The sequence below is a fragment of the Methylobacterium brachiatum genome (genome assembly GCF_900113845.1).
GTDB lineage: Bacteria > Pseudomonadota > Alphaproteobacteria > Rhizobiales > Beijerinckiaceae > Methylobacterium > Methylobacterium brachiatum.
On record NZ_FOQW01000003.1, the window covers coordinates 249883 to 267887 of the forward strand.

Sequence of the window (18005 nt, forward strand, 5' to 3'; positions counted from 1 at the left end):
CGGATGTCGGCTCCCGGGATGATGCGCGATCAGGCTGCGAGCGCGACGGTGTAATCCGCCTCGGTCTTCTTGCGGATCTCCGCCTCGGAGACGCCGTCGGCGAGCTCGATCAGCTTCATGCCGCCGTCGCCCTTCTTGTCGATCTCGAAGACGCCGAGGTCGGTGATCACCAGATCGACCACCCGGGTCCCGGTCAGCGGCAGGTCGCAGGCCTTGAGCAGCTTGGGGCTCTCGGTGCCGTCCTTGTTCTTGGCGACGTGCTCCATCACGACGATGACGCGCTTCACGCCGGCGACGAGGTCCATCGCGCCGCCCATCCCCTTCACCATCTTGCCGGGGATCATCCAGTTGGCGAGGTCGCCGTTTCCGGCCACCTGCATCGCCCCCAGGATCGACAGGTTGATGTGCCCGCCCCGGATCATCCCGAAGGAATCCGCCGAGGAGAAGTAGCTGGTCGTCGGCAGGGCCGTGATCGTCTGCTTGCCGGCGTTGATCAGGTCCGGGTCCTCCTCGCCCTCGTACGGGAAGGGGCCCATGCCGAGCATGCCGTTCTCGGATTGCAGCTGCACCGACATGCCCTCGGGGATGTAGTTCGACACCAGCGTCGGGATGCCGATACCGAGGTTCACGTAGAAGCCGTCTTCCAGCTCCTTGGCGGCGCGCGCCGCCATCTGCTCGCGGGTCCAGGCCATCGTTCTACTCCCTTCCCTCGATCAGTGCGTGCCGCCGCCGGCGGCGGCCGCCGGCGTGGTCTCGGAGCGCTTGCGCGTGGTGCGCTGCTCGATCCGCTTCTCGCGCACGCCGACCTCGATGATCCGCTTCACGAAGATCCCGGGCGTGTGGATCGTGTCCGGGTCGATCTCGCCCGGCTGCACGAGATGCTCGACCTGCGCCACCGTCATCGTGGCGGCCGTCGCCATCATCGGGTTGAAGTTGCGGGCGGTCATCCGGTAGCGGAGGTTGCCCTCGGTATCGCCGGTATGGGCGTGCACGATCGCGAGGTCGGCAAACAGGCCGCGCTCCATCACGTATTGTTCGCCGTCGAACTCCCGCACCTCCTTGCCCTCGGCGACCTTGGTGCCGACGCCGGTCTTGGTGAAGAAGGCCGGAATGCCGGCGCCGCCCGCGCGGATGCGCTCGGCGAGCGTCCCCTGCGGGTTGAACTCGATCTCCAGCTCGCCCCCGAGATACTGCCGGGCGAACTCCTTGTTCTCGCCGACATAGGACGAGATCATCTTGCGCACCTGTCGCGTGTCCAGGAGCTTGCCGAGGCCGACGCCGTCGATGCCGGCATTGTTCGAGACGATGGTCAGGCCCTTGACCCCCGAAGCGCGCACCGCCTCGATCAGCTCGTCGGGGATGCCGCAGAGGCCGAAGCCGCCGCACATCACCATCATGTCGTCGCGCAGCAGGCCGGCCAAGGCCGCGGTGGGATCCGTGTAGACCTTCTTCATCGAACCGTCCTTTTCCCGCCCGGTCTGGCCCGGCCGAAATCTTGGGAAGCGCGTTTCCTCGGGCTTGCTGTCCCCGATTCCGCGACCGAAATCCAGTACCGCGATCCCCCGCCCACATGGTGTCCGGGGCGATCCGTAACCCGCGCCGCCCTGGGGAGAGCCCGACCGCAGCGCCGGAGCCCCGCAGACAAGGCGGCCTGAGCGCGCTATGAGATGAATTCGACGAGCAGACCCTACCGGGCCGCGACGGCTTGAGGGGGCTGGCGCCGCACCCGGCCTTCGGCCGCATCTGCGGCTCGCCCATCCGGAGCATGATGTCGCCGCGCCGCCCAATCCTCGCTCTCGCCCTCGCGGGCCTCATCCTCGCGGGCCTCGGCCTTCAGGACTGGTCGGTCGATGGCCGCCGGGCGACGCGTTTCGCGGCCCATGCGCTGGACGATTACGGACTCGCGCTGACCACGCAGGGGACCGCTCAACTCCGACTCCTGCCCCTGCCGCGCCTGACCCTCGGCCAGGTGCGCCTTGCCGCCGGACCCAACGGGCCGACCCTTGCGGAGGGTGGCCGCTTGACCATCGACCTCGATCCGCTCGGGTTGCTGGTCGGGCGGGCGGATCTGGGCGGGCTCCGGCTGGAGGATGCACGCCTGTCCGCGGATGCCGCCGCCTGGCGCGAGCCGCTCACGCAGCTGGCCGGCCGCATGCGCTCGGGTCTGACGCAGCGTCCGCGCTGGATCGCCCTGAGCGGGGCCCGCATCGACGGGGGCGCGGACGCGCGGGATATCGCAATCGACCTCGCCTGGCCGTTCTGGAGCGCCTCCGCCGAGGCCCATGCCAGCCTGACCTGGCGGGGCGTGCCGATGCGGGTGGCGCTGACCCATCTTCTGCCGGCCTACATCGCACAGGGGCTGCGCACACCGTTCACGGCTTGGGTGACCTGGCCGGATGGCAGCCTCGCGCTCGACGGGACGGCGGGACCTCCGCCGGATGGAAGCACAATGCCGGCCCTGGCCGGGCGAGCCCGGTTCGAGAGCCGCGCGCTCCCGGAAACCCTGGCCTGGCTCGGGCGCGACGCACCGCTCGCATCGCTCGCCGGCGCCTTCTCGCTCGACGGACGTTTCGAGACGTCGGACAAATCCGTGTCCTGGCCGAGCCTGCGGGTCGGCCTCGGCGACGACGTTCTGGAGGGGGCCGGTGCCGTGGCCCTCGGTCCGGGCACCCCGCAGCGCCTCTCGGTCCAGGCGACCCTGGCGGCCGAGACGCTCAACCTGGCGCCGCTGATGGGCGATCTGGTCAAGCTGTTCGAGGCGGAGCCGACGCCCCTGGCGCTGGCGCCACTGACCAGGGGCGATCTCGATCTGCGCCTGTCGGCGGCCGAGGGCCGGGTCGGGCTGGTTCAGGTCCAGGACCTGGCCGCCAGCATCCTAGTCCGGGATGCCGCCGTGGAAGTGGCGGTGAACCGCGCGCGCCTTCAGGACGGCACGCTCAAGGGGCGCGTCACCCTGGCGAGCGGTGCGGATCCGGCCGAGACCGAGGTGCGGGTGCAGGGCAGCCTCGATCGGGTCGATCTCAGCACCCTGCTGGGCGAGATCGGGACCGGGCGCTGGATGAGCGGCCCGCTGCAGGGGCAGTTCTCCCTCGAGGGCAGCGCCCGCGACAGCGCCGGCCTGCTCGCCCATCTCGGCGGTCGCGCGACGCTGTCGGTCGACGGTGGTGCGATCGCGGGTCTCGATTTGGCCGAGCTCGTTCACCGCAACGGCGTCGTCCCCGCCGGAGCGCTCGCGCGCCGCAACGGCCGGACCGCCTTCGAGCGCGCCGCGATCACGCTCCGCTTCGCCGACGGGGTCGGTGAATTCGCCGAATCGGGCCTGCGGGGGCCGAGCGTCGGGGCCAGCCTGCAAGGTCGGGTCTCGCTGCCGACGCGGCGGATCGAGGCCCGGGGCGATCTGGCGCTCCGCGCAGCGGCCGATCCGTCCCGCGGGCTCCTGTTCGAGGTCTCGGGTCCATGGGATGCGCCGACCGCGCAGGTCGTGCCCCAGGGCGAGGCGATGCTGCCCGACCCGTTCAAGGTTCCCGCCGTGCTCGGGCTGAGCGGTAACGCCCGCGCCTACGCGCCGTGACGCCGGTGATGGCGTCCGTTCGTGCCCGCTTTTAAGCTCCGGCTTCAAACCTGTTCGTGACCCCCATGCGCCGCCTGCCACTTGAGGAACCGATCACCCGTGCCGGGCCGCTGTCGCGGCAGCTCGCGGTGTTCGCCATCATCGCCACGGGGCTCGCTCTGATCGTGGTCCGCGACCCGCGCGCGGATACCGACGCGGCGCTGGTCGCGCTCGCGGCCGGGCTCTGCGTCGCCCTGGCCGCGGCGGTCGCGGCGGTTTTCGCGTTCGTGCATGTCTGGCGCGAGGGCGCGCGGGGACTGGGGGCGGCGCTAGCCGGATTGCTTCTGGCGCTCCTCCTGCTGGGCTACCCGGCCTATCTCGGCCTGCGCGGCCTACGCCTGCCGGCCCTGTCGGACATCACCACCGACATCGACAACCCGCCGGCCTTCTCGCGCTCGCGGGCCGCCTTCGCGGCGCGGGGCGGGCGCTACCCGCCGGATCCGGGCCCCGCGATCCGCGAGCGCCAGCGCGGCGCCTATCCGCAGATCGCGCCCCTCACCCTCGATATCGGCGCCGACGAGGCGTTCGAGTTGGCGCGCAAGGCGGCGCTCAACCGGCATTGGCAGATCGTCGAGGCGATCCGTCCGGGGGGACGCACCGGCAATGGCCGGATCGAAGCCGTGGCCCGCGGCCTCATCCTCAATCTGCCCGACGACGTGACCGTGCGGATCCGCCCCCGGGCCGACGGCGCCCGGATCGACGTGCGCTCGGCCTCGCGGATCGGGGGCCGGGATTTCGGCAGCAATGCCGACCGCATCCGCGCCTATCTCGACGACGTCGCCAACCTCGCGCTGGCGGTGAAGTAGGCGAGCGCCGGTCAGGCCGGGGCGTAGGCGCTGTCGAGGCGCGGCGGCCCATCGCAGGCCACGAGCCCGCGCCCGACGAGATCTTCCAGATGGGCGAACACCGACAGAGCGGCGGCGCCCCGCAGCCGCGGGTCGAGCCCCTGGTAGATCGCCGCGACGACCTCCGGAATGCGTGAATCCCCGGCGGCCAGCCGAGCGCGGATCGCCGCCTCCCGCTGACGGCGATGGCCGAGGAGGCAGCGGACGAGGCGCGCGGGCTCGCGGACCGGGCCGCCATGTCCCGGCCAGTACATCGTCTCGCTGCGCCCGCGCAGCTTCTCGAGCGAGGCCATGTAGGCCCGCATCTCGCCGTCCGGGGGGGCGACGATCGTCGTGTTCCAGGCCATCACGTGGTCGCCCGAGAACAGCGCCTCGCCCTCCGGCAACGCGAAGGCGAGGTGATTCATCGTATGGCCGGGGGTCTCGACCGCCACGAGCGTCCATCCCGGACCCGAGACGGTCTCGCCCTCCGCCATCACGCGCGCCGGGGCGTGGGCTTGGTCGGAACTGGCATCCAACATCGGGGCCTCGCCCTCCGCGAGGGCCCGGGCCGCCCGATGCGGGCCGCAACCGACGATCGACGCGCCGGTCCGGGCCGCCAGGAGACGCGCCCCGGGCGAATGGTCCCGATGCGTGTGGGTCACCACGATGACCTCGACCTGTTCGTCGCCGAGGTCTGCGAGCAAAGCGTCGATATGGTTGGATTCGTCCGGGCCGGGATCGATGATGGCGACGCGCCCGTGGCCGACCACATAGGTGCAGGTGCCTGTCGCCGTGAACGGCCCGCCATTCGGAGCAATTCGCCGCCGGATCAGCGGTGCGACCTGCTCCATATGCCCGCTCTCGGGCAGCGACCGATCGAAGGTCGGCTTGCTCTCGTCCTCACCCGCCATCACCACCCCGTCCCTGTCCGGGGGTGGTTCTAAAGCCGCGTCCGACCGCGGTGCAAACGGGGCCGAACTTTAGACGGCTCCGTTGAACGCGCCGCGGTCTCGGGGCTCAGCCCATCGTCCCACGGGTGTGGGCTGAGTCCCAGCCGGTGGGCGGTCAGCCCCCGCGTCCCTCGTCGCGTCGCGAATCAACCGGCCCGGTGGGACCGGCCGGCGCGGACGCGGACAGGCACCGGCACGGGGGCCGGCATGACGCCGAGGCCGAGGGCCGCCGCCCGCGCCGCATCGGCAGCCCCATCGACGATCTCCGTCACGCGTGTCGCCAGGGCGGCGACCTTGGATCGAACGGCTCTCTTTGCAGCTTGCAGCATCGCGGATCCCGGTTCGGACCTAATGACCTATCATCGAACGCTACCGTCAGGCTCCCGTTCCGTCACGCAACGTCGCGGGCAGATCCGCGAGCGAGACGAATCGCGCCTCCCTTGTCAAGTGCGCGGAACCAGAGCGAAACCTTGGCGTTTTCGAGTCCAGAACGACGCGGCCACCCGCGCCGGTACTTTTAAAGGATCCGCACAATGCTCGGTTGGGCCGTAACCTTCCTCGTCGTCGCTCTGGTCGCCGCTCTGCTCGGTTTCGGTGGTATTGCCGGGACCGCCATGGAAGCAGCCAAGCTGGTGTTCTTCGTTGCGATCGTCCTGTTCGCGATCTCGGCCGTCGTCGGCCTGATGCGCGGCCGCTCGCCAACTCTGTAAAGCGGTCGTAACCACTGGCGCTGGCGCCAGGCTGTGGACCGAATTGGGGAGAGCCGCCGTCATCCACGGCGGCTTTTCCATCTTTGAGGCCTCTCGAAGGTCTGAAGACCGTCGGCCGCCGCTCACGCCTTCTCGCGATCCCCGCCATCGAGTTTGGCGATGAGTTCGGCGAAGCGATCCGGCACCGGTTGAAGCGCCACGGTGTCGTACATCGCGCGCAACTGCGCGGCGAGGCGGTTGCGGGTGTGATCGCTCAGGGCGCCGCGACCGCCGGGCCGGTCTCCCGACGCGGGAGCGGCATCCGCGGGATCGCCCGATGCAGTCATCGGGGCTTGGGCCGAAGGGGCTGAAGCGGTTCCGGCATACGGATCTCCGGCGCGGAGGTCCGCATCCTTGCCCTGGTCCGCCATTCACACGCCCCTTATTGCCGAAGTCCGCTGGGCCGCATTGTACTGCGGCTCGACATACGCCATGGCTGCGGCTGCAACGCCCGCCCGCCGGATCGGTTCCGCTGGGGGCGGAACGGAGTGCGGGCCTCCGCGTTGGGCGGTAGGCTGCGCAGGATACAAGCCGGCCCCGGCACGACCTCGGTCGAGGACCGAGGCATCGCGGCCGGGCAACACGGCGAGGCACAGGGGATCGAATGTCGACATCGCAACTCGTGGTACAGCACCTGCCGTACCTGCGCCGCTACGCGCGGGCGCTCACGGGGAGCCAAGTGGCGGGCGACGCCTATGTCGCCGCCACCCTGGAAACCCTCGTCAACGAGCCGGATACGCTCGGCCGCAGCACCAATATCAAGGCGGACCTGTTCCGGGTCTTCACCCGGATCTGGAACTCCCTGTCGGTGAACGGGCGCAGCGAGCAGGTCCAGCACGATTTGCCGGCTGAAGTCCGTCTCGGCCAGATCACCCCGCTGCCGCGGCAGGCCTTCCTGCTGTCCTGCCTCGAGGGCTTCTCGGAGGAAGATGCGGCCATCATCCTGGCCGTCGATGTCTCCGAGGTCCGTGACCTGGTGGACGAGGCCGGCCGCGAGCTCGCCGCCGACATGGCCACCGAAATCCTCATCATCGAGGACGAGCCGCTGATCGCCATGGATCTCGAGGCGCTGGTCGAGGGCCTCGGCCACAACGTCATCGGTGTCGCCCGCACCCGGACCGAGGCGATCAAGATCGCCAGCGAGGGCAAGCGCCCGGGTCTGATCCTGGCCGACATCCAGCTGGCCGACGGCTCCTCGGGCCTCGACGCGGTGAACGACCTGCTGAAGACCTTCGAGGTGCCGGTGATCTTCATCACCGCCTATCCGGAGCGGTTCCTCACGGGCGAGCGCCCCGAGCCGGCCTTCCTCATTGCCAAGCCGTTCCAGCCGGCGAATGTGTCGGCGGTGATCAGCCAGGCCCTGTTCTTCCAGCAGACCGCGCGTCGCCGGGAAGCCAAGACCGCCTGATCCCTGAGGGCACCGGAGCGGCTGGCCCCTCCGGACCGACTCATCGAGTTCAAAAAACCCCGGTGCGAGCCGGGGTTTTTTGTTGCGCTACGTTCGGCGCGAACGCGCGCAAAAAAACGGGCTGGAGATGGCTCCAGCCCGTCGAAGAGGTTCCGGCCGATGCACAAGGGGAATGCGGGGAGGACCAGGTGGCCGGGTCCTGATGTAACGAGCGCGGCCTCGGGATGTTCCGGAAAATGCGCTTTTTGCGCGAGCGTGCCATTTTCAGCACAGGGGATGGTTGTGGATGACCGGGGTGCGCCGCCGCACCAACAGCCAGCCCGTTGACGAATACTCAGTGATCACAGGAACGGGACTGTTGTGGAACCTGCGATTGCAGGCCGCGTTGTTCGAACATCCTGTCAAGCTCTCGTGATGAGGTCGGGGCAATGCTGCGGTCTGGTTTCATTCTGGGCGTGAGTGCTCCCGCGGCTCTTCTCACCGTGCTCCTGCAGCCGGTGGTTCGCGAGACGGCCGACAATTGGTCGCCGCCCGTCATCGCCGCCACGGCGTCCGCGCCCGCATCGCTGCCGGGGATGCGTCCGGCCTCCCTGGCGCTGAGCCCGACCCGCGTCGCCGGCGTCCAGCGCACCGAGAGCCGCCCGGTTCCGGTCGCGGAAGAGGGGCAAGAGATCGGCATCCGGCCGATCCTCAAGCCGCCGGCGCAGCCGCGCCGCCTGGTCCGCGAGGGCTGCGAGACCGCACTCAGCTCCCTGGTCGGTCCCGAGGCGCGCCGCATGACCCCGGGCCGCTGCATCTCCTGATCCCGAAAGCCTGTTCGGCCCAAAGCAAAAGGCCCCGCCACTCTGGCGGGGCCTTTTGCTTTGGGTCGGTTGTCTGAAACGGCTCTGAAAACAAGGACGGCGCCGGTCTGAGGACACGGCGCCGTTACGCAACACGATGGTTCTGGTGCGTCACTCGGCGCGGCCAGTCCCGGTCGATTGTCCACCCTTGCGGCCCGCCGAAGAAGCCAGCTCACGGTCCTGCGAGAAGGAGCGCTTCTCGGCCGGCACACTGCGTCCGCCCTTGCTGGCGATCTCGCGCTGCCGCGACAGGTCCATCGAGGCAAAGCCCCGCTTCGAGGTTGAATTCCCGGATGCCATCAGTTCCTCCTCAGGCTTCGCTTCACCCCGCAACAACCTTCAGCAATAACCAAGGTTCCTGTGACGAGACCTGGCCAAGTTTGGCAAAGCTAAGCTTGGCAGCAACCGCCGTCTGTGTGCGGCGTTGATCCGGGATTGATCTGCGCGCACCGCCACGGGCGCCTCAGGCGCGCCGCCTTGGGCCGGCCTTCTCTCGAAGGGCGCCCGCGGGGATCTGCGATGCAGGTCGGGAAAAAGGGTTTTGGGTGATGACGAACCGCGACATGGTGAAGATCAGGCCCGGGGCGGCGCCGAGCGTCGAGCCGAACACGCCTCCGCTACCGCCGATGCCCGCCCCCGAGGATTCCCCGACACCGACGACGCGCGAGGAGCCGGTCGACTCGCCGCACCTGAATGCCAGCCTGAAGCGTCCGGCCCCCGGTCCCGGCGAGCAGGGCCTGTCGACGAAGCGCTGAGCCGGCTCGGCCTCAGCCGGCGCGCAGGCGCGTCCGGCGGGTCAGGCCGACGATCAGCAGACCGATTCCCAGGATCGTCGCGATCCCGGCTACCGTCAGGATCCGCTGCACGAGGGGTGTGTAGAGGCCGCGTGCGGCATCGTAGCCGTAGCAGAGCAGCGTGAGGCGATCGGCCAGGCTTCCGACCCGCCCCTCGCCGGCCTCCGTCAGGGCGAGGCGAAGATCCCGCCCGGTCAGCGCCAGCGGCGACAGCACGCGGGCGACCCGGCCGTCGCCGGCAAGCAGCATCGCGGCGGCGGGATGGGCGAAGCTGTCCGTCCCGGCATCGTAGACCGCGCTGTAACCCAGGGCGCCGGTCAAGGCCGCGAGGGCGGCGTCGGAGACGAGCAGGGGGCGGATGCCGGCCGCGCGGTCGCCCAACGTCTCCGCGAGCATGCGACGCGCCGCCGCGGCATCGTCCCGCGGATCGATGCCGACGAGCACAAATGCGTAGTCCTCCGCGGCGAGGCCGGTGGCCGCCAATGCGTCCGCCGCCATCGACACCATCGGGTCGCAGACATTGCCGCAGGTATAGTCCACCGGCAGCAACAGGGCGGCGCGCCCGCCGAGGGCCTGCTCCAGCGTCGTCGCCCGCCCGGTCCGGGCATCCGTGACGGCGAGCTCCAAGGGGACCCTGGCACTCGGCGGGGGAGCGACCGCGACGCGGGCCAGATCGGCCTGGACCAGCCGGGCCCGGGCCGGCACCGGACCGACCAGAAGCCCGCCCAGGATCGTGAGCAGGGCGGCGATCAGGCTGCGGACGGTCCGGTCTGCGCCGGGGCTGGGACTGGACAAGCGCTTGACGAACCGCATGGATGTGTGGGCCGGTGCGGCCATCTGAAGACCATCCATGCCCGCGAGGGCGTGAAACCCCTCGCGGAGCCCGCGAATGACCCTCGATACCGAGGTTTCCTCTTTAAGGCAGGTTCCGCTGTTCCGCGAGGTGGAGCCGGCGCGCCTGAAGCTTCTGGCCTTCACGAGCGAGCGCGTGCATTTCGAGCCGGGGCAACGCTTCTTCGCCCGGGGCGACGTGGCGGATGCGGCCTACGTGATCCTCAAGGGCAGTGCCGAGGTGAGCATCGACGGCCCGGCCGGCCCGGTCAGGCTCGCCTTGCTCGGACAGGACGCCCTGGTCGGCGAGATGGGCATCCTGGCCGACCAGCCCCGCTCCGCCACCGTGACGGCGGAATCGGCCGTGACGGCGCTGCGCATCGATCGCGGCGTCTTCCTGGAGCTGCTGGCGCAATTCCCACAGATCAGCATCGCGCTGATGCGGGTGCTCGCCCTGCGGCTCGAGCAGACCAACCAGGCGCTGGCCGAGAGCCGGGGCTGACCTCACGCAGTCGGGTAGGTGATGAATTCGAGAAGCGAGCCGTCCGGATCGCGGAAATAGACGCTGAGGCCGGCTCCGGCAGCGCCGTGCCGCTCGACCGGGCCGAGTTCGACGGCCACCCCGGCGGCCTCGAGATGCGCCATCGCGTCCTCGATCGGGCCGGACCAGCGAAAGCACAGGTCGCTGTTTCCCGGCAGCACCGGCTTGGCTGCCACCGGCTCCGCCTTCACGCCGGGGCCGTGGCAATTGAGCTGAACGCCGCCGAACCGGTAGGCGAAGCCGTTCCCGCGCGCGATCACCTCGGCGCCGACCACATCACGGTAAAAGGCGTTGGACTGCGCCCAATCGGTGACGTGGATCACGCAATGGTCGAGGTGGATCGCCGGGCGCAGCGGCACCTCGGGCGCGACCGCCGCGTCGGTCGCAAGCGTCTCGGTCTCGGCCATGACTCACCTCCACGCCGGCCGGGCTGGCCCCCGGTCCCGCATTCTCAATTAGGGCGCAACCGTGGCCGCGGCAGCGGGCGCTCGCGCGCCGCTGCGGCGCAAAAGCTACATCGTCGCCGGCGGGGAGACGGTAGGCATGGGGTCCAGGACCGTATCCCGCATGTCAGGACCCATGATCGCAACACGCCCATCGGCCTGGAGCCGAATTCGCCGGCTCCTGCTCTCGCGAATTCTGCTCGCCGTGGTGGCGATCGCGCCGCTGGCGGCCTGCCAGACGCGCCAGGCCCAGCTCGCGCAGGACGATGAAGCGGCCTGGTACATCGGGACGAAGCCCGACAAGCCCTACGACATTCCCCTGGTCGACACGTCGAAGCTCGACCCGAAGTACCGCCGCCAGCAGGTCGGCTACAACGGCCCGGAGAAGCCCGGGACGATCCTGGTCGATATCGACCAGCGCCAGCTCCTCCTGGTCCAGGCGGACGGCACCGCGATGCAGTACGGCGTCGGCGTTGGCAAGGCCGGCTTCTCCTGGAAGGGTGAGGCGCGGGTCGGCCGCAAGGGTGTCTGGCCGGATTGGAGCCCGACCGTCACGATGGTCTCGCTCAACCCCGACCTGCCGCGGACCCGCAAGGGCGGGGTCGACAATCCGCTCGGCGCCCGCGCCCTCTACTTGTACCAGGGCAACCGCGACATCCTGTTCCGCATCCACGGCACCAACGAGCCCTGGAGCATCGGCGAGCAGATGTCGTCCGGCTGCGTCCGGATGCTCAACGAGGACATCGCCGACCTGTACGAGCGCGTGCCGGTGGGCGCCCGGGTGCTGGTCAAGCGCAACGGCAAGTACCGGGTCTGACGCCCGATCATCGCGGGGCCTGCGCTTCGGACAGCGCCGGCCCCGCCGTCGTTTCCCGAACGCGCGATCTCGGCGGGAAATCGCAGCTATCGGGCAGGCGACGATGCGAAGCGTCCGCTGCCGAAAGCCCAACGTTGCGGCGATCCGGGCTGCGCTGAACGCTTTTGCCAAGCGCCATTTGCGGCGTATCGGCCGGGAACCCTTTCGCAACCTATCGGCGCCACCCTCGGGTGAGCCTGCACGCGCCGGTATCGCGGGCGCATCAAGTCCGACGGGACGCCCCGGGCGGCCTCAGGCGCATAGCTTAGCTGGCAAAAACGCCACAATGGCCGCCGATCCTGCGCGCTCCTGACAAGTTCTGCCGCCCCTTCGTGGACAGCTTTCTGATGACAAGATCGATGCTCGCCCTGCTTCTCCTCTGTAGCCCCGCCGCTGCGGCCGGGACGATCAGCGGGCCGGCGACGGTGATCGACGGCGACACGATCGAGGTGCACGGCACCCGCATCAACCTCTACGGGATCGACGCGCCCGAGACGGCGCAGAGCTGCCAGACCGTGACCGGGCAGGATTACCGCTGCGGCCGTGAGGCCGCGCAGGCGCTGAGCGCCCATATCGGCAGCGGCGTCGTCACCTGCGAGCGTCGTGAGAGCACGGCCGCGGGCGGCCTGGCCGGGCTCTGCCTCGCGCATGGCGAGGATCTGTCCGCCTGGATGGTGGCGAAGGGCTACGCGCTCGCCAGCCGCCAGGTGATGCCCGCCTATACCCGCCAGGAAGGCCAGGCCTGGGCGACGCGTCGCGGCCTCTGGGCCGGGACCTTCGAGAAGCCGGCCGATTGGCGCCAGGACCGCCGCCGCATGGAGGCTTCGGCCGGGGCGAGCGCGGCCGACTAGGCCCGCTCACGCCGTCTTGTCGCGACCCTCGGTGAATTCCCGCCAGAGCAGGACCAGGGCCGCCATGACGGCCGGGCCGACGAACAGGCCCAGCAGACCGAAGGTCTCGACGCCCCCGAGGATGCCGAGCAGCACCCACAGGAACGGCAGCTTCGTGGTGCCGCCGATCAGGGCCGGCCGGACGAAGTGGTCGGCCACGAAGGTGACGACGAAGCCGGCCACCGCCACGACGATCGCCGCCTTCACCGACCCCGCCGCGACCAGCAGCAGGGCCGCGATCGCGATGGCGAGCGCCGCGCCGAACGGGATCATGGCGGCGACGGCCGTGAAGGCCCCGAGCAGCACCGGGTGCGGCACGCCGGCGAAATAATAGACCACCCCGAGGATGAAGCCCTCGCCGAGGCCGACCAGGACGAGCCCGTCGACGGTGCCGTGCACCGAGGCCACCATCTGCCGCGCCACGCGCTCGCCCCGGGGGCCGAACAAGCGGTCGCAGGCGACCCGGGCCTGCTCCGTCACCGTCCGCCAGTCGCGGAACAGGAAGAACAGGGCCACCAGGCTGAAGCCGAACAGGACGATCCGGTGCAACACCTCGCGGCCGAAGTTGCGCGAGGCGCCGACCACCGAGTGGTTCTCGAACCGGTGCAGCAGCTCGGAGCCGGCCTGGGCGTGCCCGAGATTGTCGTTCCACCAGGCGGTGGCCTGGGCGGCCCCGTAGGGCAGGTGCTGGAGGAATTCGGGGGCCGGGACGCCGTTCGCCTCGGCGCTGCGCACGAACTCGGCGACGTCATGGGCTTCGCGCGCCGCCTGCACGCCGAGGATCGCCAGGGGGGCGAGGAAGACCAGGGCCACAGCGGCGGTCATCAGCGTCGGCAGCAGCAGGTTGTGTCGGCCCGGCGGGAAGCTCCGTTCCAGCCGGGCGTAGAGCGGCCACAGGGCGATCGCCAGCACCACCGCCCAGGCCAGGGCCGGCAGGAAGCCGTGCAGGATCCACAGGCCGAGCCCGGAGAGCGCCAGGACGAGCACGACCCGGGCCGCGCCCTGCGAGCGCGCCTGCTCCGGCGGGGGCGGGGGACCGATATGAGTCGGAGGCGGGACGGGATGGGCCGTGGGTAACATCCGTTTCGTCTCCTGAAGGCCGCGCGCAGGGAGCGTCCGAGGAAGGGCGCAAGAGATCGCGTCGCTGCGAAGAAGGCCGTTCAGGACCGCGAACCAGCGCTGCAACGCGCTGGGAACCGTCGCGGTTGCCGCCTCCGACCCCCTCGTGTAGAGGTCGCGGCCGTCCGACGGGCCCGCAGCGCGAGCCCCGTACGCGTATTGGTGGCCGCGCGGGGCGTGAGCGCCGGGTCGCCCGGCATCGAGGGGGCTCCCCGCCCGACCGATCCGGAAACCGAACAGCCCGCGAGAAGACATGTCCGACGAGCCCGCCCACGGCAGCGCCACCTTCCAGCGCGTGGCCGACATCATTGCCGAGACCGCCGACATCCCGCGGGACAAGATCACCCCGGAGAGCCACGCCATCGACGACCTCGGCATCGACAGCCTGGCCTTCCTCGACATCGCCTTCGCGGTCGACAAGGCCTTCGGGATCAAGCTGCCGCTCGAGCGCTGGACCCAGGAGGTCAACGAGGGCAAGGTCCCGGCCGAGCAGTATTTCGTCCTCAAGAACCTGTGTGCGCGCATCGACGCCCTGGTGGCCGAGAAGGCCGCAAAGGTCTGACGCGCTAGAGCCCGACGCCCCCCATGCGCCTCGAATATTTCGAGATGATCGATGCCGTGCGGCACCTCGACCGGGCCGCCGGCCGGATCGAGGCGCTCGCCCGGGTGCCGCTGGAGAGCCCCGTCTTCGAGGGGCACTTTCCGGGCCATCCGCTGGTGCCGGGCGTGCTCCTGACCGAGACCATGGCGCAGGCTTCCGGCTACCTCGTGCTCGCCCATCTCGATTTCACCCGGATGCCGTTCCTCACCGGGGTCGACAAGGCCCGGTTCCGGTCCTTCGTCGGGCCCGGCGCGGAGCTGGTCGTCACCGCCACGCTGGAGCATGACGGTTCGGGCTACGCGGTGACCAAGGCCGCGATCAGCCATGCCGGCAAGCCGCTCTGCGACGCCGAGCTGCGCTTCCGCACCATGCCGTTCCCGGACGGGCTCGACGCGCCGATGCGCGAGCGCGCCCGGACCATCGGCCTGTTCCCGGATCCGGTGCAGGCATGACCCGCCCGGTCCTCGTCACCGGCCTCGGCCTCGTCTCTTGCGCGGGGGAGGGGATCGCGGCGCATCTCGCGGCCCTCGACAGTGACGCGGCGCCCCGGACCGACACCGAGACCTTCGCGCCCTATTGCGTGCATCCGGCGCCGCCGATCGCCTGGGACGGGCAGATCCCGAAGCGCAGCGATCAGCGCCAGATGGAGGCGTGGCAGCGGCTCGGCGTCTACGCCGCGGGCCTCGCCCTCGACTCCGCCGGCGTGAAGGACGACGCCGCCCTCAAGCAGGCGCTCCACCTCGTGGTCGCGGCGGGGGGCGGCGAGCGCGACTACGCGGTGGACGGCGCGATCCTGACCGGCCTGCGCGATGCCGCCGATCCGGGCGCCTACCTGAACGAGCGGCTGCAGAACGACCTGCGGCCGACCCTGTTCCTGGCCCAGCTCTCGAACCTGCTCGCCGGCAACATCGCCATCGTGCACGGGGTCACGGGGGCCTCACGCACTTTCATGGGCGAGGAATCGTCCGGCGTGGATGCGCTGCGGATCGCGCAGGCGCGCGTCGCGTCGGGCCAGATCGACGCGATCCTGGTCGGCGGCTCCTACAGCGCCGAGCGGCCGGACGTGCTCGTGATCCACGAGATGGGCGGCTACCTCGCCCGATCGCCCTATCGCCCCGTATTCGAGCGCGGCGGACCGGGCGATGGGGATACCGGTTTCATCCTCGGGAGCTGCGCGGCCTTCCTGATGCTGGAATCCGAGGACCACGCGGCCGCCCGCGGGGCCCGGGCGCTCGCCCGGCTCGACCGGGTGGCGAGCGATCGCACACGGCGCACCCCCGGGAGCGTCGCCGGCAGCCTCGAAACCCTCTGGCCGCAGGCCGGCCTGTCGGCACCGGATCGCGTCCTGTCCGGGGCCACCGGGGTCGCGCCGATCACCGCGGAAGAGCACGCGACGCTGAGGCGGCTCGCGCCGGCGGCGCGGATCCGGGCGCTCGGCGACGTGATCGGGCACGGGCTCGAGGTCGTCGCCCCGTTCGGAGCCGCACTCGCGGCCGGCCTCGTCGCCGCCGGATCGGCCCGCGAGGTGGCGGTGACGACGATCGGCCATCGTCGCGGCGAAGGCGTGCTGCGTCTGGTTCAGGCCTGACCGGCACCCGGGGCTGGGCTGGCGGCAGGACGCCGCGAACTCATCCGGGTTTGCGCGGCCCCGGCTATCTGTCTGACGACGCGCAACTTCCCAGCCCGTCGCGCTTCTACTGTCCGGGATAAAGCCGGCGCCGCGTCGATCTTGGAATCCGTCGAAATATTTCTTCGGACTTGCCAATGCGTCGATGAAGGTCTATCCCAGTTTTATCGGCACGTGTCCGGATATCTTGGACCGTTACGCCTTCGCAGGGCGGTTCTGACTTTCCTATCGCTATCGGTCGATACCGGTATCCGCTTTCCGAGCGGCTGCCATCTCTCACTACGCCTGCGAAGATCGAGGAATTCCATGAGCACCGGAACCGTCAAGTGGTTCAACGAGACCAAGGGCTACGGCTTCATCCAGCCGGATGACGGCGGCAAGGACGTGTTCGTTCACGTCTCGGCTGTCGAGCGCGCCGGCCTGCGTGGCCTGAACGAGGGCCAGAAGGTCTCCTACGAGCTGGAAACCGACCGCCGCAGCGGCAAGGAATCCGCTGGCCAGCTCCAGACGGTCTGATCGCCGCTCCGACGGCCATTGTCGAAGCCGCTCTCGAGGGAGCGGCTTCTTCGTATCTACATTCGATTTCGGGACGACGGCGGCCCGCCGCGCCCAACACAGGAGTGTCTGTGAGCTTTCCGAATAAGCAAGGTGTCGTCGATCGACTGGAGGCCGCTGCCAAGGCGCGGTCCGAGATGCTGGCCCGCTTCCGGGCTCGCCCGACTGCCGATGATCCGGCCGTCCTCGCCCGTCAATCCGCGCGCCGCGCCGTGGTCGATGCCCGCGAGGCCCGCGCGGCCGAGCGTGCCGCCCAGCGCGAAGCGGAACTCGCCCGTGCCGCCGCCCAGGCCGAGGCCGAGCGTCAGGCCGAGGCCGAGCGCAAGCTCGCCGAGCAGCTCGCCGCCCAGGAGCGTGCCAAGGCCCTCCAGGCCGAGCAGAAGCTCCAGCGCGATGCGCGCTACCTCGCTCGCAAGGCCAAGGCGCAGAAGCGGCGCTAAGGGCCTCTCACGAAACTCCCGCCGCACCGTCGCGTGCGAAGGGAGGGCTCCCGGGAACCGGGAGTTTTGTGAGATGCTCTCGGACGTTTGCGGCCGAACCGGAGCCCGGTTCGGCGCGAGCGGGCGCCCCAGATCACCGATTCGGAGCCGTCTCCGGCCGCTTGGCGGTCGGACGCTGCCCCGGAGGCGCCGCCCCTTCGAAACCACGCCCCAGGAGCCCTGGCATGACCCACAAATTCAAGATCGGCCAGCGCGTCTGCCGGGTGCAGCTCGGACTTCCCGGCGACAAGGGCGGCGGCGAGGTGTTCGAGATCCTGCGCCTCATGCCGGAGGATCAGACCGGCGAGCGCTCCTACCGGATCCGGACGGAAGCCGGCGAGCGTGCGATCCGCGAGAGCGAGCTGGTCGCGGTCAGCTCCCTCTGAACGAGCCGCGTCTCAGAGCGTCCTGAACATCACCAGGGCGTCGACGACGCCGAGACCCGGATGCCGGAAGGCCCCCGGGAGCCGGCCGACCTCCGCGAAGCCGAGGCTCCGCCAGAGCTTCACGGCGCGCTGGTTGGTCGAGACCACGAAATTGAACTGCATCGCCGAGAAGCCGCGCTCACGCGCTCGATCGAGGGCGTGCTCGCCCATGGCCCGGCCGATGCCGCGCCCGGCTGCGGCCGCGCCGGTCATGAAGCCGCAATTGGCGACATGGGCCCCGCCGCCCGCCTGATTGGCGCGCAGATAATAGGTGCCGAGCACCACTCCATCCTGCTCCGCCACGAAGGTCTCGCGGTCCGCGCCGGTCCAGTAGGCGACGGCCTCGGCCTCGCTGAGCCCCGGATCGAGCGCGTAGGTCTCGCCGGCCCGGATGGTCGGCAGGATGGTCCGGGCGATCGCCGGGTGGTCGGACGCCCTTGCTGGCCGGATCTCCAGGC

The 18005-nt window shown here is 70.2% G+C and carries 26 protein-coding genes; 16 read left to right on the top strand and 10 right to left on the bottom strand.

Features of this window, described 5'->3' with window-relative positions:
* Positions 1–29 precede the first annotated feature (29 nt).
* Together BMZ47_RS03350 and BMZ47_RS03355 are read right to left on the bottom strand one after the other, a co-directional pair.
* Positions 30–692 carry a CoA transferase subunit B gene (locus BMZ47_RS03350; RefSeq protein ID WP_007568842.1) on the bottom strand — a complete coding sequence of 221 codons (663 nt, stop codon included), beginning with the start codon at positions 690–692 and terminating at the stop codon, positions 30–32.
* 21 nt (positions 693–713) lie between these two features.
* Positions 714–1454, bottom strand: coding sequence for a CoA transferase subunit A (locus BMZ47_RS03355; RefSeq protein ID WP_007568844.1), 741 nt, complete (start codon positions 1452–1454; stop codon positions 714–716).
* Between the two features lie 314 nt (positions 1455–1768).
* Here BMZ47_RS03355 and BMZ47_RS03360 point away from each other — a divergent pair, with 314 nt between their 5' ends.
* Both BMZ47_RS03360 and BMZ47_RS03365 read left to right on the top strand, forming a co-directional pair.
* Entirely contained in the window at positions 1769–3571 is a 1803-nt protein-coding gene (locus tag BMZ47_RS03360) for an AsmA family protein (protein WP_091858975.1), read from the top strand.
* A 65-nt stretch (positions 3572–3636) separates the two neighbouring features.
* Positions 3637–4416: a DUF1499 domain-containing protein gene (locus BMZ47_RS03365; protein ID WP_007568848.1), complete on the top strand. Its 780-nt coding sequence runs from the start codon at positions 3637–3639 to the stop codon at positions 4414–4416.
* Between the two features lie 11 nt (positions 4417–4427).
* Here BMZ47_RS03365 and BMZ47_RS03370 read toward each other — a convergent pair whose 3' ends face one another.
* Both BMZ47_RS03370 and BMZ47_RS03375 read right to left on the bottom strand, forming a co-directional pair.
* Positions 4428–5348 carry an MBL fold metallo-hydrolase gene (locus BMZ47_RS03370; protein WP_091858978.1) on the bottom strand — a complete coding sequence of 307 codons (921 nt, stop codon included), beginning with the start codon at positions 5346–5348 and terminating at the stop codon, positions 4428–4430.
* A 185-nt stretch (positions 5349–5533) separates the two neighbouring features.
* Positions 5534–5716 (bottom strand): hypothetical protein, encoded by a 183-nt coding sequence (locus BMZ47_RS03375; RefSeq protein WP_091858635.1) that lies wholly within the window; start codon positions 5714–5716, stop codon positions 5534–5536.
* Positions 5717–5920: 204 nt separating this feature from the next.
* Between BMZ47_RS03375 and BMZ47_RS03380 the strand changes: the two genes are divergently transcribed.
* On the top strand, positions 5921–6097 hold the full coding sequence (locus BMZ47_RS03380; RefSeq protein ID WP_007568853.1) for a DUF1328 domain-containing protein: 177 nt from the start codon (positions 5921–5923) through the stop codon (positions 6095–6097).
* A gap of 122 nt (positions 6098–6219) precedes the next feature.
* Here the strand turns inward: BMZ47_RS03380 and BMZ47_RS03385 are convergent, their stop codons facing one another.
* Complete coding sequence (locus tag BMZ47_RS03385) at positions 6220–6507, bottom strand: NepR family anti-sigma factor (protein ID WP_007568854.1); 288 nt, start codon at positions 6505–6507, stop codon at positions 6220–6222.
* Positions 6508–6740: 233 nt separating this feature from the next.
* Here BMZ47_RS03385 and BMZ47_RS03390 point away from each other — a divergent pair, with 233 nt between their 5' ends.
* The 3 genes from BMZ47_RS03390 to BMZ47_RS03395 all read left to right on the top strand — a co-directional run bounded on the left by BMZ47_RS03390 (position 6741) and on the right by BMZ47_RS03395 (position 8347).
* Positions 6741–7544 (top strand): response regulator, encoded by an 804-nt coding sequence (locus BMZ47_RS03390; protein WP_007568855.1) that lies wholly within the window; start codon positions 6741–6743, stop codon positions 7542–7544.
* 286 nt (positions 7545–7830) lie between these two features.
* Complete coding sequence (locus tag BMZ47_RS29100; protein ID WP_280142708.1) at positions 7831–7959, top strand: hypothetical protein; 129 nt, start codon at positions 7831–7833, stop codon at positions 7957–7959.
* A 13-nt stretch (positions 7960–7972) separates the two neighbouring features.
* Entirely contained in the window at positions 7973–8347 is a 375-nt protein-coding gene (locus tag BMZ47_RS03395) for a hypothetical protein (protein ID WP_091858638.1), read from the top strand.
* 150 nt (positions 8348–8497) lie between these two features.
* On the opposite strand, the gene BMZ47_RS03400 is transcribed toward BMZ47_RS03395, so the two are convergent.
* Complete coding sequence (locus tag BMZ47_RS03400; protein ID WP_007568857.1) at positions 8498–8686, bottom strand: con-10 family general stress protein; 189 nt, start codon at positions 8684–8686, stop codon at positions 8498–8500.
* 248 nt (positions 8687–8934) lie between these two features.
* Here BMZ47_RS03400 and BMZ47_RS03405 point away from each other — a divergent pair, with 248 nt between their 5' ends.
* On the top strand, positions 8935–9141 hold the full coding sequence (locus BMZ47_RS03405; protein WP_091858641.1) for a hypothetical protein: 207 nt from the start codon (positions 8935–8937) through the stop codon (positions 9139–9141).
* A 12-nt stretch (positions 9142–9153) separates the two neighbouring features.
* Here the strand turns inward: BMZ47_RS03405 and BMZ47_RS03410 are convergent, their stop codons facing one another.
* Entirely contained in the window at positions 9154–10017 is an 864-nt protein-coding gene (locus BMZ47_RS03410) for an SCO family protein (RefSeq protein WP_208601007.1), read from the bottom strand.
* A 52-nt stretch (positions 10018–10069) separates the two neighbouring features.
* Here BMZ47_RS03410 and BMZ47_RS03415 point away from each other — a divergent pair, with 52 nt between their 5' ends.
* Positions 10070–10513: a cyclic nucleotide-binding domain-containing protein gene (locus BMZ47_RS03415; RefSeq protein WP_007568861.1), complete on the top strand. Its 444-nt coding sequence runs from the start codon at positions 10070–10072 to the stop codon at positions 10511–10513.
* 2 nt (positions 10514–10515) lie between these two features.
* Here the strand turns inward: BMZ47_RS03415 and BMZ47_RS03420 are convergent, their stop codons facing one another.
* Positions 10516–10959 carry a VOC family protein gene (locus BMZ47_RS03420; protein WP_091858649.1) on the bottom strand — a complete coding sequence of 148 codons (444 nt, stop codon included), beginning with the start codon at positions 10957–10959 and terminating at the stop codon, positions 10516–10518.
* Between the two features lie 160 nt (positions 10960–11119).
* Between BMZ47_RS03420 and BMZ47_RS03425 the strand changes: the two genes are divergently transcribed.
* Together BMZ47_RS03425 and BMZ47_RS03430 are read left to right on the top strand one after the other, a co-directional pair.
* Complete coding sequence (locus BMZ47_RS03425; RefSeq protein WP_425285052.1) at positions 11120–11812, top strand: L,D-transpeptidase; 693 nt, start codon at positions 11120–11122, stop codon at positions 11810–11812.
* Between the two features lie 386 nt (positions 11813–12198).
* Positions 12199–12702, top strand: coding sequence for a thermonuclease family protein (locus BMZ47_RS03430; protein ID WP_091858981.1), 504 nt, complete (start codon positions 12199–12201; stop codon positions 12700–12702).
* 6 nt (positions 12703–12708) lie between these two features.
* On the opposite strand, the gene BMZ47_RS03435 is transcribed toward BMZ47_RS03430, so the two are convergent.
* A complete protein-coding gene (locus tag BMZ47_RS03435; protein ID WP_091858655.1) occupies positions 12709–13821 on the bottom strand; it encodes an AI-2E family transporter in 1113 nt (370 codons plus the stop codon).
* 292 nt (positions 13822–14113) lie between these two features.
* Between BMZ47_RS03435 and BMZ47_RS03440 the strand changes: the two genes are divergently transcribed.
* The 6 genes from BMZ47_RS03440 to BMZ47_RS03465 all read left to right on the top strand — a co-directional run bounded on the left by BMZ47_RS03440 (position 14114) and on the right by BMZ47_RS03465 (position 17508).
* A complete protein-coding gene (locus BMZ47_RS03440; protein ID WP_007568871.1) occupies positions 14114–14422 on the top strand; it encodes an acyl carrier protein in 309 nt (102 codons plus the stop codon).
* A 23-nt stretch (positions 14423–14445) separates the two neighbouring features.
* Positions 14446–14913, top strand: a complete 468-nt coding sequence (locus tag BMZ47_RS03445; RefSeq protein ID WP_091858658.1) for a 3-hydroxyacyl-ACP dehydratase FabZ family protein — start codon at positions 14446–14448, stop codon at positions 14911–14913.
* The gene (locus BMZ47_RS03450; RefSeq protein WP_091858661.1) at positions 14910–16049 is read left to right on the top strand and encodes a beta-ketoacyl-ACP synthase; all 1140 of its coding nucleotides are present in this window, start codon (positions 14910–14912) and stop codon (positions 16047–16049) included. The genes BMZ47_RS03445 and BMZ47_RS03450 overlap by 4 nt, the downstream gene beginning before the upstream one ends.
* Before the next feature lie 345 nt (positions 16050–16394).
* A complete protein-coding gene (locus tag BMZ47_RS03455; RefSeq protein ID WP_007568877.1) occupies positions 16395–16604 on the top strand; it encodes a cold-shock protein in 210 nt (69 codons plus the stop codon).
* 110 nt (positions 16605–16714) lie between these two features.
* Entirely contained in the window at positions 16715–17083 is a 369-nt protein-coding gene (locus tag BMZ47_RS03460) for a DUF6481 family protein (protein ID WP_007568880.1), read from the top strand.
* Positions 17084–17307: 224 nt separating this feature from the next.
* Positions 17308–17508, top strand: a complete 201-nt coding sequence (locus tag BMZ47_RS03465) for a hypothetical protein (protein ID WP_007568882.1) — start codon at positions 17308–17310, stop codon at positions 17506–17508.
* Positions 17509–17520: 12 nt separating this feature from the next.
* Here BMZ47_RS03465 and BMZ47_RS03470 read toward each other — a convergent pair whose 3' ends face one another.
* Positions 17521–18003: a GNAT family N-acetyltransferase gene (locus BMZ47_RS03470; RefSeq protein ID WP_091858984.1), complete on the bottom strand. Its 483-nt coding sequence runs from the start codon at positions 18001–18003 to the stop codon at positions 17521–17523.
* Between the last annotated feature and the right edge of the window lie 2 nt (positions 18004–18005).

Bases quoted from the DNA above. Each gene is read 5' to 3' on its own strand.
- BMZ47_RS03350 (WP_007568842.1), bottom strand. From the start codon at position 692: ATGGCCTGGACCCGCGAGCAGATGGCGGCGCGCGCCGCCAAGGAGCTG.
- BMZ47_RS03355 (WP_007568844.1), bottom strand. From the start codon at position 1,454: ATGAAGAAGGTCTACACGGATCCCACCGCGGCCTTGGCCGGCCTGCTG.
- BMZ47_RS03360 (WP_091858975.1), top strand. From the start codon at position 1,769: ATGTCGCCGCGCCGCCCAATCCTCGCTCTCGCCCTCGCGGGCCTCATC.
- BMZ47_RS03365 (WP_007568848.1), top strand. From the start codon at position 3,637: ATGCGCCGCCTGCCACTTGAGGAACCGATCACCCGTGCCGGGCCGCTG.
- BMZ47_RS03370 (WP_091858978.1), bottom strand. From the start codon at position 5,348: ATGGCGGGTGAGGACGAGAGCAAGCCGACCTTCGATCGGTCGCTGCCC.
- BMZ47_RS03375 (WP_091858635.1), bottom strand. From the start codon at position 5,716: ATGCTGCAAGCTGCAAAGAGAGCCGTTCGATCCAAGGTCGCCGCCCTG.
- BMZ47_RS03380 (WP_007568853.1), top strand. From the start codon at position 5,921: ATGCTCGGTTGGGCCGTAACCTTCCTCGTCGTCGCTCTGGTCGCCGCT.
- BMZ47_RS03385 (WP_007568854.1), bottom strand. From the start codon at position 6,507: ATGGCGGACCAGGGCAAGGATGCGGACCTCCGCGCCGGAGATCCGTAT.
- BMZ47_RS03390 (WP_007568855.1), top strand. From the start codon at position 6,741: ATGTCGACATCGCAACTCGTGGTACAGCACCTGCCGTACCTGCGCCGC.
- BMZ47_RS29100 (WP_280142708.1), top strand. From the start codon at position 7,831: ATGACCGGGGTGCGCCGCCGCACCAACAGCCAGCCCGTTGACGAATAC.
- BMZ47_RS03395 (WP_091858638.1), top strand. From the start codon at position 7,973: ATGCTGCGGTCTGGTTTCATTCTGGGCGTGAGTGCTCCCGCGGCTCTT.
- BMZ47_RS03400 (WP_007568857.1), bottom strand. From the start codon at position 8,686: ATGGCATCCGGGAATTCAACCTCGAAGCGGGGCTTTGCCTCGATGGAC.
- BMZ47_RS03405 (WP_091858641.1), top strand. From the start codon at position 8,935: ATGACGAACCGCGACATGGTGAAGATCAGGCCCGGGGCGGCGCCGAGC.
- BMZ47_RS03410 (WP_208601007.1), bottom strand. From the start codon at position 10,017: ATGGCCGCACCGGCCCACACATCCATGCGGTTCGTCAAGCGCTTGTCC.
- BMZ47_RS03415 (WP_007568861.1), top strand. From the start codon at position 10,070: ATGACCCTCGATACCGAGGTTTCCTCTTTAAGGCAGGTTCCGCTGTTC.
- BMZ47_RS03420 (WP_091858649.1), bottom strand. From the start codon at position 10,959: ATGGCCGAGACCGAGACGCTTGCGACCGACGCGGCGGTCGCGCCCGAG.
- BMZ47_RS03425 (WP_425285052.1), top strand. From the start codon at position 11,120: ATGTCAGGACCCATGATCGCAACACGCCCATCGGCCTGGAGCCGAATT.
- BMZ47_RS03430 (WP_091858981.1), top strand. From the start codon at position 12,199: ATGACAAGATCGATGCTCGCCCTGCTTCTCCTCTGTAGCCCCGCCGCT.
- BMZ47_RS03435 (WP_091858655.1), bottom strand. From the start codon at position 13,821: ATGTTACCCACGGCCCATCCCGTCCCGCCTCCGACTCATATCGGTCCC.
- BMZ47_RS03440 (WP_007568871.1), top strand. From the start codon at position 14,114: ATGTCCGACGAGCCCGCCCACGGCAGCGCCACCTTCCAGCGCGTGGCC.
- BMZ47_RS03445 (WP_091858658.1), top strand. From the start codon at position 14,446: ATGCGCCTCGAATATTTCGAGATGATCGATGCCGTGCGGCACCTCGAC.
- BMZ47_RS03450 (WP_091858661.1), top strand. From the start codon at position 14,910: ATGACCCGCCCGGTCCTCGTCACCGGCCTCGGCCTCGTCTCTTGCGCG.
- BMZ47_RS03455 (WP_007568877.1), top strand. From the start codon at position 16,395: ATGAGCACCGGAACCGTCAAGTGGTTCAACGAGACCAAGGGCTACGGC.
- BMZ47_RS03465 (WP_007568882.1), top strand. From the start codon at position 17,308: ATGACCCACAAATTCAAGATCGGCCAGCGCGTCTGCCGGGTGCAGCTC.